General features: G+C 56.2%; 11 protein-coding genes. 3 read left to right on the top strand and 8 right to left on the bottom strand.

The window, feature by feature from the left end; translation table 11 throughout:
• Positions 1–148: 148 nt before the first annotated feature.
• The 5 genes from RAH42_RS11910 to RAH42_RS11890 form a co-directional block, all read right to left on the bottom strand.
• Complete coding sequence (locus tag RAH42_RS11910) at positions 149–1,633, bottom strand: efflux transporter outer membrane subunit (RefSeq protein ID WP_078014980.1); 1,485 nt, start codon at positions 1,631–1,633, stop codon at positions 149–151.
• A 10-nt stretch (positions 1,634–1,643) separates the two neighbouring features.
• A complete protein-coding gene (locus RAH42_RS11905) occupies positions 1,644–4,784 on the bottom strand; it encodes an efflux RND transporter permease subunit (RefSeq protein ID WP_317539596.1) in 3,141 nt (1,046 codons plus the stop codon).
• A 7-nt stretch (positions 4,785–4,791) separates the two neighbouring features.
• On the bottom strand, positions 4,792–5,901 hold the full coding sequence (locus tag RAH42_RS11900) for an efflux RND transporter periplasmic adaptor subunit (protein WP_317539595.1): 1,110 nt from the start codon (positions 5,899–5,901) through the stop codon (positions 4,792–4,794).
• A 254-nt stretch (positions 5,902–6,155) separates the two neighbouring features.
• Positions 6,156–6,563 carry a MarR family transcriptional regulator gene (locus RAH42_RS11895; RefSeq protein WP_317539594.1) on the bottom strand — a complete coding sequence of 136 codons (408 nt, stop codon included), beginning with the start codon at positions 6,561–6,563 and terminating at the stop codon, positions 6,156–6,158.
• A 306-nt stretch (positions 6,564–6,869) separates the two neighbouring features.
• Positions 6,870–7,781, bottom strand: coding sequence for a LysR family transcriptional regulator (locus RAH42_RS11890; protein ID WP_317539593.1), 912 nt, complete (start codon positions 7,779–7,781; stop codon positions 6,870–6,872).
• 359 nt (positions 7,782–8,140) lie between these two features.
• Between RAH42_RS11890 and speB the strand changes: the two genes are divergently transcribed.
• Together speB and RAH42_RS11880 are read left to right on the top strand one after the other, a co-directional pair.
• Positions 8,141–9,094 (top strand): agmatinase, encoded by a 954-nt coding sequence (gene speB, locus RAH42_RS11885; RefSeq protein WP_317539592.1) that lies wholly within the window; start codon positions 8,141–8,143, stop codon positions 9,092–9,094.
• An 18-nt stretch (positions 9,095–9,112) separates the two neighbouring features.
• Complete coding sequence (locus RAH42_RS11880) at positions 9,113–10,576, top strand: nucleoside recognition domain-containing protein (protein ID WP_317539591.1); 1,464 nt, start codon at positions 9,113–9,115, stop codon at positions 10,574–10,576.
• A 590-nt stretch (positions 10,577–11,166) separates the two neighbouring features.
• Here the strand turns inward: RAH42_RS11880 and RAH42_RS11875 are convergent.
• The 3 genes from RAH42_RS11875 to RAH42_RS11865 form a co-directional block, all read right to left on the bottom strand.
• On the bottom strand, positions 11,167–12,519 hold the full coding sequence (locus RAH42_RS11875; RefSeq protein WP_199674778.1) for an APC family permease: 1,353 nt from the start codon (positions 12,517–12,519) through the stop codon (positions 11,167–11,169).
• Between the two features lie 84 nt (positions 12,520–12,603).
• Positions 12,604–13,827 carry an amidohydrolase gene (locus RAH42_RS11870; RefSeq protein WP_078014987.1) on the bottom strand — a complete coding sequence of 408 codons (1,224 nt, stop codon included), beginning with the start codon at positions 13,825–13,827 and terminating at the stop codon, positions 12,604–12,606.
• Between the two features lie 205 nt (positions 13,828–14,032).
• On the bottom strand, positions 14,033–15,901 hold the full coding sequence (locus RAH42_RS11865) for an AAA family ATPase (RefSeq protein WP_317539590.1): 1,869 nt from the start codon (positions 15,899–15,901) through the stop codon (positions 14,033–14,035).
• A 146-nt stretch (positions 15,902–16,047) separates the two neighbouring features.
• On the opposite strand from RAH42_RS11865, the gene RAH42_RS11860 reads away from it, so the two are divergent.
• A protein-coding gene (locus RAH42_RS11860; RefSeq protein ID WP_317539589.1) for an IS5 family transposase occupies positions 16,048–16,837 on the top strand; the annotation gives its coding sequence in 2 pieces (ribosomal slippage) (positions 16,048–16,416 and positions 16,418–16,837; 789 coding nt in all).
• The last annotated feature ends 318 nt before the right edge of the window (positions 16,838–17,155 follow it).

Genomic DNA, 17,155 nt, shown 5'->3' with positions numbered 1-17,155 from the left:
ACGGGCGGAACGTCGTTTGACGGCTTTCGTCGGCAAGGGAGCACGTTTTCGGCATGGACTGGGGTTACAGTCAGATACCTGCCGCGGTCCCAAAATATCGCATGGGAAACGCGCGAAATGAAGTTTGCGCTTTGCAAGTGCGAAAAGGCTACCGTCCGTGCTTGACGGCGTCGGAGATCGGCTGAAGTCTTCCCTCCGGGGACAAAGGCGCCCAGCCTCCTCCGAGGGCCTTGTAAAGTCTGATCAGAGCGCCGGTCATGTTGCCGGCGTTTGCCGCCAGTCCGTCCTCCAGAGACAGGAGCGCGCCCTGTGCTCCCAGCACTTCGCTGAAATCGGACAGCCCTTGACGATAGCGGTCTTCGGCAAGTTCAAGCGCGCGCCGGGCTGCTGAACGCCCGGCTTCCAGGGACTGCCGGCGCAAATTTTCCTGCCCGTAGGCCGCAAGGGCGTCGCGCACTTCGGCGGCAGCCTTCAGCACGGTCTTTTCATAGGCGGCCAGCAGCGCCTTTTCACGCGCACCCTGGGCCCGAACGTTGCGGCGCAGGGCTCCCGCGTTGAAGAGCGGCCAACTGAAGATCAGGGGGCCGATCGAAAATCCCTGCGATCCGGGCGAGAAAAGGTTTCCTGAATTCAGTGATTCGAAACCGACGGAACCCGACAGGCGCAGTTGAGGGGCAAGCTCGGCAGCGGCCTTTTTTTTCCGCGCCGCCTGCGCAGCCAGACGACGTTCGGCTATGCGGATATCCGGGCGTTGGCGCAGCGTCTCGGCGGGGATTCCCGTCACAAGAGCGGCCTTCGGTCGGGGGACCGGAGCAGGGGAAGCCAGCGCGTCGTTCAGAGAACCGGGGATCTCTCCGATCAAAATGGAGAGGGCGTTGCTCTTCGCTTCCAGAGCAGACCTCAGCGGCGGAATACCGGCGCGGGTCGACTCCAGGCCGTACCGCGCCTGCTGTTCCGCCAGTCCGTCGCTCAGGCCGGCTGCGCGGCGCGAGGCGACGAGACGAAGCATGTCCTCCTGACGCAGGACATTCCGTTCCATTATGTCGATCCTGGCTTGGAGCGAACGGTAATCGGCATAGTTCAGCGCCACCTCGGCGGCGATCGAGACCCAGACGTTCTGCAGTCCGGCGACCTCGGCTTCCAGGTCGGCGCGTCGCGCCGAAGCGCCCCGGCGCAGCCGGCCGAACAGATCGATCTCCCATGAAGCGTCGAACCCCAAACGGTGTCCGCTGCGTTCTCCCGTTCCTCCCGTGTTGTCGGAAATCCGGCTTCTGTGGGTTTTCCCGCCCAAGCTGACGGTCGGCGAGAGACTGGCCTCGGCAATGCCCAGCGCTGCCCGCGCTTCGTATACCCGCGCCAGCGCGGCGTCCATATCTTTATTATGTTTCAGGGCGCGAACGATCAGTTCCGGCAGAAGCTCATCGTCCAGCGCGTCCCACCATCTGGCCAGAACCGATGCGGAGAGCCGTTCTCCGTTTGCCGAAGAAGCCGTCAAAGGATATCGTTCCGCCAGACGCAGCCAGTCGCCTTCATTTGCCTTTTCCGTCCTCCGCGCGGCGCGTCCCTGCGGACAAACCAGTGCCGTCAGCGCCGCTGTCGCCAGCGCGGCAAGCGCAAATTTTTTCCCGTTCATCGCGTCGGTCTCACCTCGTCTTCTTCGGCGTGACGGCGGGAGCGCCGCCGCTTTTTGCACGTCTTTCGAACAGGACAAACAGCCCGGGGATCAGGAAAACGCCCAATACCGTAGCGATCGCCATCCCGAACACCATGACGCTGCCGACGGCCCTTCGGCTGGCCGACGACGCGCCTGCGGCAAAAAGCATGGGCAGGATGCCGAAGACACAGGTCAGACCCGTCATCAGCACGGCGCGATATCGTTCATGGGCGGCCTGCGAGGCCGCGTCGAGGATCGACAGTCCGTTTCGTTCCCGCAGCGCTTTGGCGAATTCGACGATGAGGATGGCGTTCTTCGAGGCCAGTCCCACGAGCAGAAGGATCCCCAGCTGGGCATAGACGCTCAGCGACAGCTTCATGATCCACACGCCAGCCAGAGCGCCGCCGAAAGCCGTTACCAGCGACAGGAGCACCGACAGGGGCAGCGTCCAACTCTCGTATTGAGCCACCAGGAAAAGATAGCTGAAGAGCAGCGCCAGCAACAGCACGCGGCTCAGTTCGCCGGATTCGCCGGTGCGCTTTTCCTGAAAGCTCATGCCGGACCATTCGTAGCCATAGCCTTCGGGCAGTTCTTTTGCCAGTTCTTCAAGGAGAGCCATCCCCCGCCCGGTGCTGACGCCGGGTTTGAGTCTTACGGTAACGGCGGCTGCGGGATAGAGGTTGTAGCGATCCACTTCGCTCGGCCCCAAGCTTTTTTCCGTCGCCGCCAAAGCGCTCAGGGGCACCTGCCGTCCGGTCCTGCCGCGGACATGGATCCGCGCCATCCCGTCGACGTTCTGCCGAAACGGCGCGTCCGCTCCCAGAAGGACCTTGTTGGTCTGGTTCCCAAGGTTGACGTCGTTCACGTAGTAAGTGCCGAAATAGCACTGGAGCGTCGAAAAAACCGACGAGATCGGTACGTTCAGGTCTTCCGCTTTGGCGCGGTCGACGTTGAGACGCATATGAGGCACGCTGGCGGTGTAAGGACTGTAACTGAACAGCACTTCCGGACACCGGGCGAGACGTCCCTGAAAATCCAGGAGCACCTGATACAGTTCGGCGGGATCGAATCCCCGGCGCGACTGGAGACGGAAGTCAAGTCCTCCGCTCAGACTGACGCCGAGGATGGGCGGCAACGTGAACACCATCACCCGCGCTTCCGCAACCGAAGCGGCGATGCCGCGCAGTTTCGCCATGACGGAGTTCAGATCCTGCCCCTCGCGCGCGTAGCGTTCCGACCAGTCCTCGAGAGTCGCCCAGACAGAGCCCACGCTCTCGTCCGCTCCGAATCCGCCGATGAAATTGTTGCCCGGGAAACCCAGGACCCACTCGATCCCCGGCACGTCTTCCACCCTACGGCACAGCCTTTCGATCAAAGGGACCGTCCGGCTCCTGGTAGCCCCTTCGGGCAGCTGAGCGACGAGAAAAGCGCAGCCCTGATCCTCGTCGGGCAGAAACGACGTGGGGATCTTCCTCCGCATGAACCATCCCGCGCAGCCGATCAGAAGGAACAGCAGCAGCGTTACGGCGGAACGGCGGGCGATCCATACCGATCCCCTCACATAGCTTGAACGGGTTCGTTCCAGCAGACGGTTGAACCATGCGAGCGGGCCTTTCGCCGTCGGTGCGGCGGCGGAAAGCAGGGATGCGCACATCACGGGGCTGAGCGTCAGCGCGACGACCAGCGAAGACAAAACGGCGAGGGCGATGGTGACCGCGAACTGCCGGTAGATGATGCCGGTCATCCCCTTCATGAAAGCCACGGGGACGAAGATAGCCAGGAACACCATCGTTGTGGCGACCATAGGCGTCGTGATATCCTTCATGGCGCGGACCGTTGCCGAGCGGGCATCGGCGCCGTCCCGTTCCATGACGAACTGCACCCGCTCCACCACGAGAATGGCGTCGTCCACCACCGTGCCGATCACCAGGATGAACCCGAACAGCGTCAGGATATTGAGACTGTACCCGAGGGCGGACAGCCCGGCGAGCGCGAACAGCAAGGATACGGGGATGGCCGCCACGGGCACCAGAGTCGTTCTCCAGCTCTGCAGGAACAGGTAACATACGACGACAACCAGCAGACAGGTGAGCCCCAGCGTCGCGAGGATCTCCACGAAAGACGCTCTGACGAAAGCCGTCGCATCGTAGACGATCGCCATTTCCATGTCGTTCGGGAAATCCCGTTCCAGACGGGCTATCTGAGTCCTGATCGCCGCCATGACCTCCAAGGCGTTGGAACCCGGCGACTGGCTGATCTTCAAGCTGGACGAGGGAGCCCCGTTGACAAACCCTTCGAAGCCGTAACTCTCGGCTCCAATCTCGATGCGGGCGATCTGACCGAGAGTGACGCGACTGCCGTCGGAATCCGTACGCACGATCACGTTTCTAAAATCCTCCGCGTCGTTCAGACGTCCTTTCGTTTCGAGGGAATAAGCTATCGGAGTCCCTTCGTTGCCCGGAGCCATCCCCACGGCTCCGATAGCCGCCTGCCGGTTCTGGCTCCGTATCGCCGCTACCACGTCGTCGACGGAAAGTCCCAGGTTGGCGATGCGTTCCGGATTCAGCCAGACTCTGAGACTTCGCCCCGAACCGATGAGGAACGAGTCTCCCACGCCGTCGACGCGATCGATGGCGTCTTTGACGTTGTTTTTCATGTAATCGTTCAGCGCCAGCAGGTCGTGAGTCCCCCCGGGAGAGACTAAACTCAGCTGAGCGATGGGCGACATGAATACCGGCAACGCCGAGAGTCCGCGGGCGACCACTTCGACGGGCAACTGAGGCAAGGCGAGCTGCATTCGATTCTGCACCCGGACCAGCGCCATATCCGGATCGGTGCCGAGCTCGAAAGTCACGCTCATGACGTACGCCCCGGAATCCGAAGCCGACGACGACAGATACATCATACCTTCGACGCCGTTGACGGCTTTTTCCAGCGGCGCTCCTACCGTGTCGGACACGACCCGAGCCGACGCGCCGGGATAAACGGTCGAGACGCGTATCGTCGGCGGCGCGATCTCGGGGTACTGGGCGACGGGAAGCAGAAAGAGCGCCAGCGCTCCGACGACGGACATGAGAAGAGAAAGAACGACAGCGAAACGCGGACGATCGATGAAGAACTTCGAGATCATGACGTCGTCACCGTTCCTCAGGCGGCGCTATTGCCGTTACGGCGCTGCCGTGCCGCACGCGCTGCATCCCCCGGCGCACGATGCGGTCGCCGGGGGCCAGGCCTTCGACGATCTCGGCAAGCCCGTCCACAGTCTGACCGACGACGACGGAACGGCGAGAGACGATCCCGCCGTCGTCGACGAACCAGACGAAATCGCCCTGCCGGTCGGAAACGACCGTTTCCTGCGGCACAGTCAGGACCGGCCCCGCAGAACGGAGTACCCGGAGCGTCACCAGCCCTCCCGGTACCAACAATCCGTCCGGATTGTCGAAGCGGCAACGCGCGAGGATGGCTCCTGTCCCGGGATTCATGCGGTTATCGATAAAATCCGGACGCCCTTGGCCGGGAAGTTCCACTCCGCCAGGTAGGACGGCGCGAACTGAGAATGTACCGGCGCCCTTCGTGCCGCCGGCGAAAAACGCCCGGCCGGCGAGATACTCGCGGTCGGACAGAGCGAATGAGACGCGTATGGGATCGGTCTGCACCACCCGTGCGAGCGGGGTCGCCGAAGTCACGTAATTGCCGCGGGTGACCAGCGCCGCCCCGATGCGGCCGTCGATCGGCGAACAGATTTTCGTTCGTTCCAGGTCGATCTCGGCCATCCTCAGAGCCGCCGTCGCCCTCCGTACTTTGGCCCGGGCGTCGAGCACGGCGCAACGAGCGTCGTCAAGGGCCGACGCCGTGACCGAACGTTTATCGGCGGCCTCCATGCGTTTGAGGAGGCGCCGCGCTCTGTCCCTGTCGGCCTGGGCCTGAGCGAGTTCCGCCCTGCGCAGTTCCGCCGCCGCGGAGAAAGAACGTCGATCCAGAGTGAAGAGCAGCTGTCCCTCTTTCACTTCGGCCCCCTCCGGGAATTCGACCTTTTCAATGACGGCCGACACCTGCGGACGAAGCTCGACGGCCTGAACGGCTTCCACGTGCCCGATATACTCTCGGGCCAGCGCCATATCCTTTTCCTTCGCCACGAAGAGCTCCACGGGGACGGGGCGGTTCGGAGGCGGAGCCGCTTTCGCCGCGGGCAGGTTCGCCGAAACAATATGGACGAACAGGACGGCGAAAAGGGAAAGCCGCGTCACCCTCCGCCCCTGCAAACAAGAGGACCGCGCCGCGCACAGATATGATCTCCTTGTACAGTTCATCTGAACTACTCCTTCCTTCAGAGCCTTTCGGCGTTTCGCGGGCATCTTCGATTGCGGGACGGGACAAAGCTTTACCTGCCGAAAAAATCTCTGTAATGGGGCGAAAGAGTATAGCTACTATACTCTTTCGCTAAAAACAATCGCTCTCTGCTTTTCAAAAAGTTTTTCGGAAAGCGGAAACTTCCGCTTCTTCATTCCATAAACTTGTCAAGCTTTTCCTCGAGCATACTGAAAAAGCTCCGCAAAAAAGCTTTGTTCGCCTCCGGATAATCCGCAAGGATATCGCTGAACACTTTCTCGTATTTCCGATGGAGCTCTTCGTGGCTCAGGTAAGCCGTCTTTCCTTTCTGCGTCAATTTGAGAGTCAGCCGCGACAGATTGGCGGGATCCGTTTCCTTGACGATCATCCCCTTGCGTTGCAACTTCATCAGAGTCTGAGAAACAGCGCCCTTGGTGACGCCCAGCATATCGGCCAGCCCCGTGACATGGATCCCCTCGTTTTCCTTGACCGCCTTCAGCATGTGGATCTCGGCTTCGTAGAGAGGCTGGTCGGTCCCGAAATATCGGGCTTTCTTGTCGATATCCATGGTTTTGCTCACAATCCGCAGAAAAACATAACTGAGTCTTGACTTGTTTTTAAATTTCATGTCCATCATGGCGAAAGTATATAGCCACTATACACTCATGTCAACCTTTTTTCCGCACTCCGGGCCCCGTATCCCTTACGGCCGAAAAACACTCCTCAACGCCGCGTCTTTTCACATAGCTCATCCTATGCGGAACAATCTGCGCGGACGAAGTTACCGCAGGCAATTCAAACGCTTATTGGTAAGAGTAAACGATCCGCCCCTCTCGATTTCGCACGAAACCAAGAGGGGCGGCGCTTTTCTCCGTCGGGAAGGTTCCTATCGCGCCCGGCTGCCGTAGATGGAGTCCAAGCGGGCCTGAAAGCGGGCGATGAATTTTTTCTCGCGCGGGTTCAACGGATAGGAAATCTGGTGCAGCATGTAAATGCTGGACATGGGGCCGTTGGAGATGCGGCGCATGACGATGTTGGGGATGCTCTGTTCTAGATCGGGATCCATGGGCAGGATGGCGATGTAGTTATGGCGGATGGCGTCCTGCAGGGCGCCGCGGTCGAAGATGTTGAGTATCTCGCAGCTGCTGTCGAGTCCGAAAGCGCCAAGCCAGTCATCGCTGTTGAAGGTGTCGTAAGCGACGATAGGGCAGGTTTTGAGCTGAGCGGTGGTGACGGCACGGAAACGGCTCAGGTAATGGTTCATGGAAACGACGGCTACGGGAGGTACATTGACGGCCAAAGGCGTCATCTTGATATGATACTTCTGCATTTCCAAGTGATAGAGGCTGCGGCGGCTGTCGAGGCAGGAAACGATGGAGAGGCGGTAGGTCTGGTCCATCACGTCGCGAATGGCCTGGCGGATGCTGGTCTCTTTGATGTTGTCCTGCAGAGAGGCTTCGGGGAATTCGTTGCGGAACTGCATGAAGCTGCACATGAGCAGCGACGACCACGTGCCGCAGATGGAGAAGTTCTTCTGGCTGTCGAAAAGAAGGGGAATGCGTCGGATGCGCTCTGCCTCAGAGATGATGAGTTTGGCCGACAGCAGCAGCATTTTGCCTTCGGATGTAAGCTCTATGCCAGAGTTCTTGCGCCGAAATACGTTGAATTTCAGTTCCTGTTCCAGCTGCTTGATAGAGGTGCTTAGCGACGGCTGTGCCACGTAAAGGTTTTGGGCGGCCTTGTTGATGGAACCGCACTTGCTGATTTCGATCACGTATTCCAGTTGCTTCAGGTTCATTCTGTCACCTCCTTTTGCGTTTGAGCCGCAACATACCGCCGGTGAATACGATTTCTCTCATAAAAGCAGTTTATCATTTTAATAAGAAGAAAGGGACATATGAATTAGCTGATAAATTATAACGTTTTCAGGATAGATCGTCCGGCACTTTGTCTATTGAGGCACATCTTTTTTCGATAATATGACGTAAATCTATAAATGACTTTTTTATAAATAATTTTAAGACTGGTGAGCGATATAGGTCATTATTTTTTCGGTATAAGTACAAAAACGAAGACCCATGATATCGTGAAGACACAGAGAGACCGGTACTCTGAGCGTCAGTGAAACCCATCCAAAAATCATAGGGGGAATATTTTATGTCCAATCAGCCTGCAAGCGCGCTCTCTTCGCCTCGTTTCTGCAACATGGGAACTTTTATGCGCATGGCCCGCGTCCAGAACGCCAAGGGACTCGACTTCGCCGTCGCCGGCGCTCCTTTCGACACCGCCAGCTCCTTCCGATCGGGCTCCCGTTTCGGGCCTTCGGCGATCCGCAACATCTCCTGCATGATGAAGCCCAATAATGTGATACAGCAGGTGAACATCATGGATTCCCTGACCGGCGGCGATCTGGGGGATTTTCCCATCGTGCCCGGTTACATCCATCCTTCCTACGCGGCGATCGAGGCGGGCGTCGCCGGGATCCTGAACGACGGGGCCCTGCCGATCGTGCTCGGGGGCGATCACTCCATCACTCTGGCCGAGCTTCGCGCCGTCGCAAAGAAATACGGCCCCGTAGGATTGATCCATTTCGATTCGCATTCGGACCTTTGCGACGAAGTTTTCGGCGAGAAATACAACCACGGCACGCCGTTCCGCCGTGCTCTCGAAGAGGGGCTCATCGAGCCTTCGCGCTGCATCCAGGTCGGCATGCGCGGCTCGCTTTACGATCCCAACGAGCATAAGATGGCCGCCGATCTCGGCATGAAACTGATCCCCGCCCACAAGATCCGCGAGATGGGGCTGGATGCGCTGATCGACGCCATCAAGGAGCGCGTCGGTGACAAGCCCGCGTTCCTCACTTTCGACATCGACTTCGTCGATCCCGCTTACGCGCCGGGGACGGGCACGCCGGAAGTGGGCGGATTCACGTCGCTGGAAGCCCTGACGCTGATGCGGGCGCTGACGACGGTCAACTTCGCGGGATTCGACATCGTCGAAGTGCTTCCCGCCTACGATCACGGCGAGATCACGGCCTACCTGGCGGCCAACATCGTCTTCGAGTTCCTCTCCATCCTCGCTCTTCAGAAAAATCGGAAGGAAGGCAAATAAGTCGGGAGGGAGGAATCCATGAACTCTGACAAGATCCTCTACGACAAACTCTCCGCGGAAGAACGCGCGTCGCTGAACCTCAACGACATCTTGCTGGTGGACCGGCTGGAACTTTCCTTGCGGAGCAAAGCGGTCGGCGCGCTGAAAGCCGTTCTTTTTTCGGCGGTCGCCATTTTCGTCTTCTTCGTCAACATCACCGTCAACGGCAAGAGCGACGTGCCCTTCGGCCATATCTACAACTACTTCATCAGCGCGCTGGGCAGCGCGGGGCTCTGGGGCATCACGATCATCATCGCGCTCAATGGTATCCTCAGCGTTTACGGCAAGTTCTTCGCGCCCGAAGGCTCGAGGCTGCGCAGGTATTACGGCAGCGAATCCTTCATCTATCCCGTGTTTTACCTGATGGGCGGCGTGTTTACGCTGATCTACACGATGGACGCCACGATCCCCGGCTTCGCGGGGCCGGAGTTCATCGTCGGCTCCGCCACCGGCGGCACCGCCGTGCCCGCCATCGTCGTCGGCGTGGCGTGGATCATTCCGGTGAGCTGCGTGTTTCTGCCGTTCCTGCTGAACTACGGTCTGGTGGACATGGTGGGAACGCTCATGGAGCCGTTGATGCGCCCCGTGTTCAAGGTTCCCGGATACGCCGCGGTGAACTGTATCGCTTCCTTCGTCAGTTCCTCGTCGGTGGGCGTGCTCATCACCAACCGGCAGTACCGCAAAGGCATGTACACCGAGAAAGAAGCCGACCTGATCGCCACCGGCTTTTCCGCCGTGAGCGTGGGGTTCGCCTACATGGTCATTAAAACTGCCGGGCTGGGCGACTACTTCCTGCGCGTCTATTTCTGCTCACTGGTCATCACGTTGATGATCAGCGCCGTCATCTGCCGCCTGCCGCCGTTGCGGAACAAACGCAGCGTTTACGCCGATGGGTGCGCCCAGACCGAGGAGGAGATCCTGGCCCAGCGCGGCACGGGCAACCTGATCGCCAAAGGCTTCGAGCGCGCCGAGAAAAAAGCCTATACGGCCGGAAAACTTCTGCCGGAAATAAGGGACAGCGTCCTCGACGCCATGACGGTGTATCCCAAAGTCCTGACGCTTCTGGCCGGCGTGGGCATCCTCGGGCTGATCGTCGCCACCTACACGCCGGTGTTTCAGTGGATCGGCAAGATCTTCGTTCCCGTTCTCAAACTCTGTGCCGTTCCCGACGCCGAAGCCATTGCGCCTTCGCTGCCCGTAGGCATCGCCGAGATGTTCCTGCCCGTCATGCTCATCGCCGACAAGGCAGGCGAGCTTTCCATCAAGGCGCGCTATATGGTCACCACGGTTTCCATCTGCCAGATCATCTTCTTCTCGGAGACCATCATGGTCATGCTGGCTTCCAAACTGCCTCTCAAGCTGAGCGATCTCGTAATCTGCTTCTTTGAGCGCACCTTCATCGCCATCCCCATCACGGCGGCGTTCATGCACCTGATGTTCTGATCCGAGCCGCATCTCGCTTTACGGAAAAGCAACCCATCGGCAGCACTGTCCATCGGCAGCACTGTCCTTGTGAATACTTCGTCCTCACTCGAGGTTCAATGTTTCTTTTATTTCCCGTTGCACTTGGATTGTATACCTAAGAACAAAAAGACCTCCTGCAGTAGAATGAAATCTACGGCAGAAGGTCTTTCGTATTAACAAGAAAATATTCAAATGCAGAATATCTGGTAAAAGGGGATGAATATATGCACCGTCATTGACCTCTGCGGCAAGATAGTAGGGGGTACAGAATCAGCACGAACATGACGGCTTCTCCTGTGACCGATACGATCTGCGAAGCTTAAAAAACGAAAAGGTCACTGATAGACTCGCACTCCACAGTGACCAGGAGTCGCGGTACAATATTAGAACTTGGATCAAGAATGCCACTTTCAGCCGTCAATGCCCAATAGAAACAGTTCCTACGATAATTCATCGATGGGAAACTTCTTCGGAACGCTTAAATCACGTACCTAAACCGCATGAAATTTGCGAACGGAATGCAACTGGCAGCCTGCGGAGTATGAAATGCAGCGCGGAATCAGAATGCGTCAGGATAACTCATAGCTGTTCTCCACTTTGACCTTGCCGCTCTTGTAGCGGAGACTGCCGAAGAGAAAGGCGAAGGCGACCACGCCCAGGTTGCCTAACAACAGAGACAAGGGCAGCTTAAAGGACGAAGTGACGCCGGAGACAACAATGACCAGAAGATCTACGATGCATAGCGTTTTCAATGCACCGTCGCTGATATGGAAGTCGGACTTTTTCCAGACTTCCGGCAGCACCTTGGGCATTCTCCATAGGCACAGCACGATCATGGATTTGGTGATGGCACCTACGGTAATAGTGATATTGCTGATGATGCCGATATTAATATTGAAAGCGATGGGCACAAAGCCAACCACATAATAGAAAGCCAGCAAAATCAAGGGAGTTCGGTACTTGGGATGCAAACGGGCCAGAGAGCGGGGATACCAGCCGTCGTTGCAGGCCTGCATCAGGGGCTTGGTACAGGTAGCGATGGAACTGTTCAGGGTGGTCAGCAGGGCCATCCAACCGCCGCCGATGCAGAACAAGTAGTATAGGGGCTTGGACAGAATCGCAGAAGCCACGACGCTCAGAGGTTGACCGGCAACCTGATTGATAGGCAGCACTCCGGCGGCCACAATGCCAATCAAACCGTAGAACACGGAAACACCCAGAGTGGAGAACAGCATGACCCGGGGAATGTCGCGAGTGGGATTCCTGGCTTCGCCGCTCATCTGAGTGACAAACTGGGCGCCGTCACAGGTGTAGCTCATGAGGACAGAAGCCTGCCACAGCCCCATAAATCCGCGGGTCATAAAGCTGGCGGGGTCGAAGTAGTTGCCGTCCAGCTTAGTGAGCCCGACAGCCGTGAAGATGGTCAGGGAAATGACCAGAAATATCACGGCCAGATTCTGGACTTTAGCAAATGCATTGATGCCGAAAGTGTTGGTGATAAAAAGCAGTGTCAGTATGCCCAATGCAATAGTTTTTCGGGTGAGGGCAGGCAGGAAGGGCATGGCGTAGTCTGCGAAGGAAAGGGCGTACATGGACAGTGTAACACTGGTCAGCAGGGCAATCATAGAGTAGGTACCGGTCCAGCGGGGCCCCAGGAAGGTGCCGACCATAGAATAGTCGCCGCCTCTGTAACGAGCCACCGAGTTCAAAAAGATCTGAGGGGAGCGGGCCAAAATGGCGATGAGACCGCCAACGACGAAAGCGATGCAGATGCTTCGGCCGGTGTCATCAATGCCCCAGCCGGTCAGAGACATGATACCTGAACCAATGATGGAACCGATGCCGACTGCCATCAGGTCCCAGAAGCCAAGGACACGCTTCAGTTCTTTTGTGGACGATAGATTTTTCATATTATCTGACATATGTTACTCTCTCCTTTCGTAATTTGACATTTTGGCATTTACTTTAGACGGAGAACTCTGGATTACCGCTTGACTCAAAGGAGATCACTCGCGGTAGTTTTGGGCGAACTCGGCTTTCAGATGCGCCAGCTTCTTTGGGTCGCCAGCCACCCGCAGGCCCGTCAGGGCCATCAGTTTACCGGCCAGCATGCACTGATCAATAGGATACTCATTGCAGGTCAGAAGAGCCGTCTCGTCCGCATGTCCCACGGGGACAGGCTCACCGTCATGCACAATGGGGAAGGTAATTTCCACCGTAGGGATCTTATAGGCCACACACCCCAAGTCAGAGGAAGCCTTGGGCAGATTACCGAACGTAAAGCGCGAGGAATCAATTCCCAAATCGGCAGCGTACTCCGCCGCGTAATGGTATAGAGAAGGAACGGGAGTGGCGCAGTACCACGGGGCGTCCCACTTGTAAACGGCAGTGGTATCCGTCATCAGTTCGGCACCCTTGATAATGTTGTCTACCCGTCGCATCAGGGAGTTCAATTCGGCGGAGTCGTTGCTCCGCAGTTCCACATTCAGCGTGGCCAGATCGGGAACAGAGTTGGCTGCCGTGCCGCCCTTGGAGATGATATAGTGGATGCGATTGGTTTCCAACATGTGTTCCCGCAGGAATTCCAAGCCCACAGTGGTCAGAATCACTGCATCCAAAGCACTGCGGCCCTTTTGGGGAGCGGAGGAGGCATGGGCAGTACGGCCTTTGAAGGTAAGCCAGTTATCATGGGTTGGCCAGACGATGGCCTTGCCGGTCACTTCCGAGCACCAGTCGGCGCCATAGTGGTTGGCCAGCATTAGATCCACCTCGTCCATGTAGCCGCCTTCCAGAATGTAATGCTTGGAACCCTCCAATTCCTCGGCGGGGGTGCCGTAGACGATGACAGATCCGACGGGGGCGAATGCCTCTTTCAGGCCCAATGCGGCGGAGAAGCCGGCGGCGGCGATCAGATTATGACCGCAGGCGTGCCCGTTGGGCAGAGCGTCGTACTCCAGCATCAGACCGATGGCGGGGCCTTCTTCCTTCCCCTTGAACACGGCCTTGAAGGCGGTAGGCATGTCCACGTCCTGATTGAATTTTGGATGCTTTCCAGTGAGGCCCCGTTGAACTTCAAAGCCCTCTTTTTCCAGCGCGTTCATCAACAGGGTGGATGACTGGAATTCTTCCCAGCCGACTTCCTTGAATTCCCAGATCTTTTTGGCAATCTTGTGAATTTTGTCCCTGTTCTCATCAATGATTTCCAGCATTCGTTTTTCTTCAGGGGTCATTTTAGTTCCTCCTCCTTTTCAAGAATTTAAGGATATTGTTTGGTGCCAAACGCATTTTCAGTGTAGCGTTGAAGCGTTAAAATTACGTTAATTTCTACGTTTGTTTTCTGACAATGTAATAAAAAGTCCACAGGCTCTTATAATGAAAAAGCCTGTGGACGGTTTGTTCAGAGACAATAATTATTCACAGATGGATTCAGAGGATTTATGATTTCCGCTCATTCTGGAGTTTTTGCAGAGCCTCTGCCCGCTTCGGATTCCCGCCGTATTCATAATGCCGAATGGCATAAGGAAGCAAGATCCACCAACGGTCGCCGGTTTTCTGCTTGTCATAGAATTCTGCGACAGTAGCGTGCCATAGCCGACGTTTTCCCATGGAGAGATTCTGGTAAACATAGTCCTTGTAAAACTGGTGCTTGAATTTATAAACAATACCGCTGCCCCAGGGTTGCTCCACGATGAACCCGGCGGCCAGCAACTGGTCCAACAATTCGATCTGCTCTTTAGAGGAAATGCCGGTCAGAAGTTCCAGGTCTTCCAGATTTGCATGCTCAAAGTGGATGGACAGAGCATCCAGAACCCGGCGCTGCTGGGCATCAAGACGGTTCAGCCGCAGTTGGATCAGCATGTCAAGCCGGGGCAGGGGCAATCCTTTTTTCCACCCTTCCTGGCGGATGACGCTCAGAGTCTCCATCAGCACCAGAGGATTTCCTTCTGAGCGAAGAAACAGTTCGTGAGTATCAGGGGTATTGGATGTGCCGGGGTTCTGTAGAGCTTCACAGATGACAGCAGCGGTTTCTTCCTCCGTAAAAGGGGAAAGAGGCAGAGAGGTAATGATATTCCGCTCCCGCAGCGCCAGCAACAGCCCGAGAATGTTCTTCTGCTCGTCAGTGCGACAGGTGGCAATAAGAAGTACTTGATCGTTGCCGAATTCAATCATAATTCGCTGCAGAAGCTGTTGACTGACAGAATCCATCCATTGGAGACTGTCAAAATACAGAATGACCTTTCGCTGACTTACCAGTTCTTTGAACAGTCCCAATACGCCGTTGATCAGTGCAGCGGAAGTCCAGGCGCTGTTGTCGTCTTCTTCGCTGATTCGTCCGGAGAGCAGAAGCGGCAACAACTGAAGACTGCGCGCGGATAATTGGAGCGTCCCGGCGATACACAGACTTTCCAACTGAACAAACAGGTTCCTCCAAGCGCTCAGGGAAATTTCCTCCTCCACGCTATAACAATGGGAGGACAGTTGCAGTACGTCGAAACCGTGGTTCATCTCTAAAATCTGCCGCATCAGCGCAGTTTTGCCTACGCCGACTTCCCCCTCAATAACCACGGAGACGGTGGATTCCTCGTTCAAAAACCAGAAGATCCGTTCATCGATATACTGCAGTTCTGCCAAACGGCCAAAAAAATTATCATGGGCGCGAGGTCTGCGGAGAAAGGAAACTTTCTTCCGGTGGAGCAGCGTCCGGTACAGCAGTTCCACCGCGTGGGAGGGGGATTCAGACAGATCATCCCGAAGACACTTGACAAACTCCTGATACAGCTGAAGTCCCAGATCGTATTTTTCTGCCTGAGCAAAACGCTTCATGCCGGTGAGAACCATTTCCTCGTCCCATGGCTTCCAGAACTGCCAGATACCGATCAGCTCCTGCAGCCGGGCAACGTCCTCGCAAACGGCGGGGTTCTTCAGTTGATTTCCGATGTAGGACAGACTACGGGAAATTTGCAGATCCCGTTTGCGTTCTACCCAAGCCTCAAATTCCGGACAGCCTTTCAGATAGAAGAAGTCCAGAAATCGCTCCTGACACAGAGCAAATTCCGGATCCGGCGCGTCCCAGTCCGTCCGGACGCCGCACCGTTGGTTCAGCTTCAGCCCATTCCGTCCTTGAAGAATAATAACATTCCCCCCAGACAGCGGCGGATCTGGAACAGAGCCTGACGCAGATTTTTCCGGCCGGAGTCCTCGCCGCAGGATCCCCAGAAAAAAGAAACCAATTCGTCGCGGCTGGCGTTTTTCTCTACGCAGAGATAGTAGAAGATCCCCTCTGCTTTCCGGTAGGGGAAACAAACCAGCTCTTCGTTTCGATAAACACTGGGGGTACCCAGAAGCGTTACCTGATAATCTGACAAGGCAAATTCCTCCTTTCTCATACTAGGGCTTGTTTAAAAAACGTCAAAGTTGCCTAAATCGATCCAATCGCTTAAACTTTTCTCATGGAAGAGAGAAGATATGAACTGACCTCCAGCGAGTGGAATCGAATCAAGAGAATGCTGCCGCCCGAACACCCGAAATCAGGTCAACGTGGACGCCCGGCAAAATACGATAACCGCAGGATCATCAATGGGATTCTGTGGCTTGCCAGAAGTGGAGCGCCATGGAGAGATCTTCCGGAGCGTTACGGCAAATGGCAGGCAGTTTACGCACGTTTCAGGCTGTGGAAACAGCGGGGAATATTCGAGGCGATCTTTGCCGCCCTAAGCGCTGATGCCGACATGGAAAATCTCTCTATCGACTCCACGTCCTGCAAAGTACATCAAAGTGCCAACGGGAGAGGGAAAACCCCGGAAGGGGGAAAAAGGGGCTCAAGCGATTGGCATGTCCAGAGGCGGCAAGAATACGAAAATTCATGCGATAGTAGATGGTTTAGGCAATCCGCTGGCGCTCCTGCTCAGTCCCGGCAATGACCACGATTCCCGCCATGCCGTGTCCTTGCTCGGGCAAGCGGAAATCAGAGGGAGCAACGTCATCGGCGATAAGGCTTACGGTTCGCAAGCCATCAGAGAGTACATTACTTCTCGGGAGGGAAGTTACACTATCCCGCCGAAGAGCGATAATCCCGAACCGTGGTTTATAGATGAGCATGTTTACAAGGAACGACACTTGGTTGAATGTTTCTTTCAGAAAATCAAATGGTTCCGTAGAATTTTCACCCGCTATGACAAACTTGACGCTTCGTTTTTCGCTTTTGTTCTTGTCGCTGCCAGTGTTATTTTATTGAAATAATACAAGCTGAAATGTTTTTTAAACAAGCCCTAGATCTTGTTAAAATGCTGTATTATTTAAAGATCTAGAAGTATTTAAACTTATCTACAGGAGGGGAATAAGAGGATATGAACTGACCGACAACGAATGGGATTGGATCAAAGATATCTTGTTACCAGCCCCAAACAGGTCAACACGGACGTCCAAGCAAAACACGATCCACGGCAGGGTGATGATATGAATCGCTGGAAACGGGGCGCAGTGGAGAGAGTTTCCTGAAAGCGATGGCACATGGCAGGCAGTTTATGCGCACTTCAGGTTACAGAAATAACTTTAGAT

Source organism: Pyramidobacter sp. YE332 (assembly GCF_033060595.1).
Taxonomy (GTDB): Bacteria; Synergistota; Synergistia; order Synergistales; family Dethiosulfovibrionaceae; genus Pyramidobacter.
The sequence above is the reverse complement of the archived record's forward strand: the minus strand, read 5'-3'. Positions and strand labels throughout refer to the sequence as shown.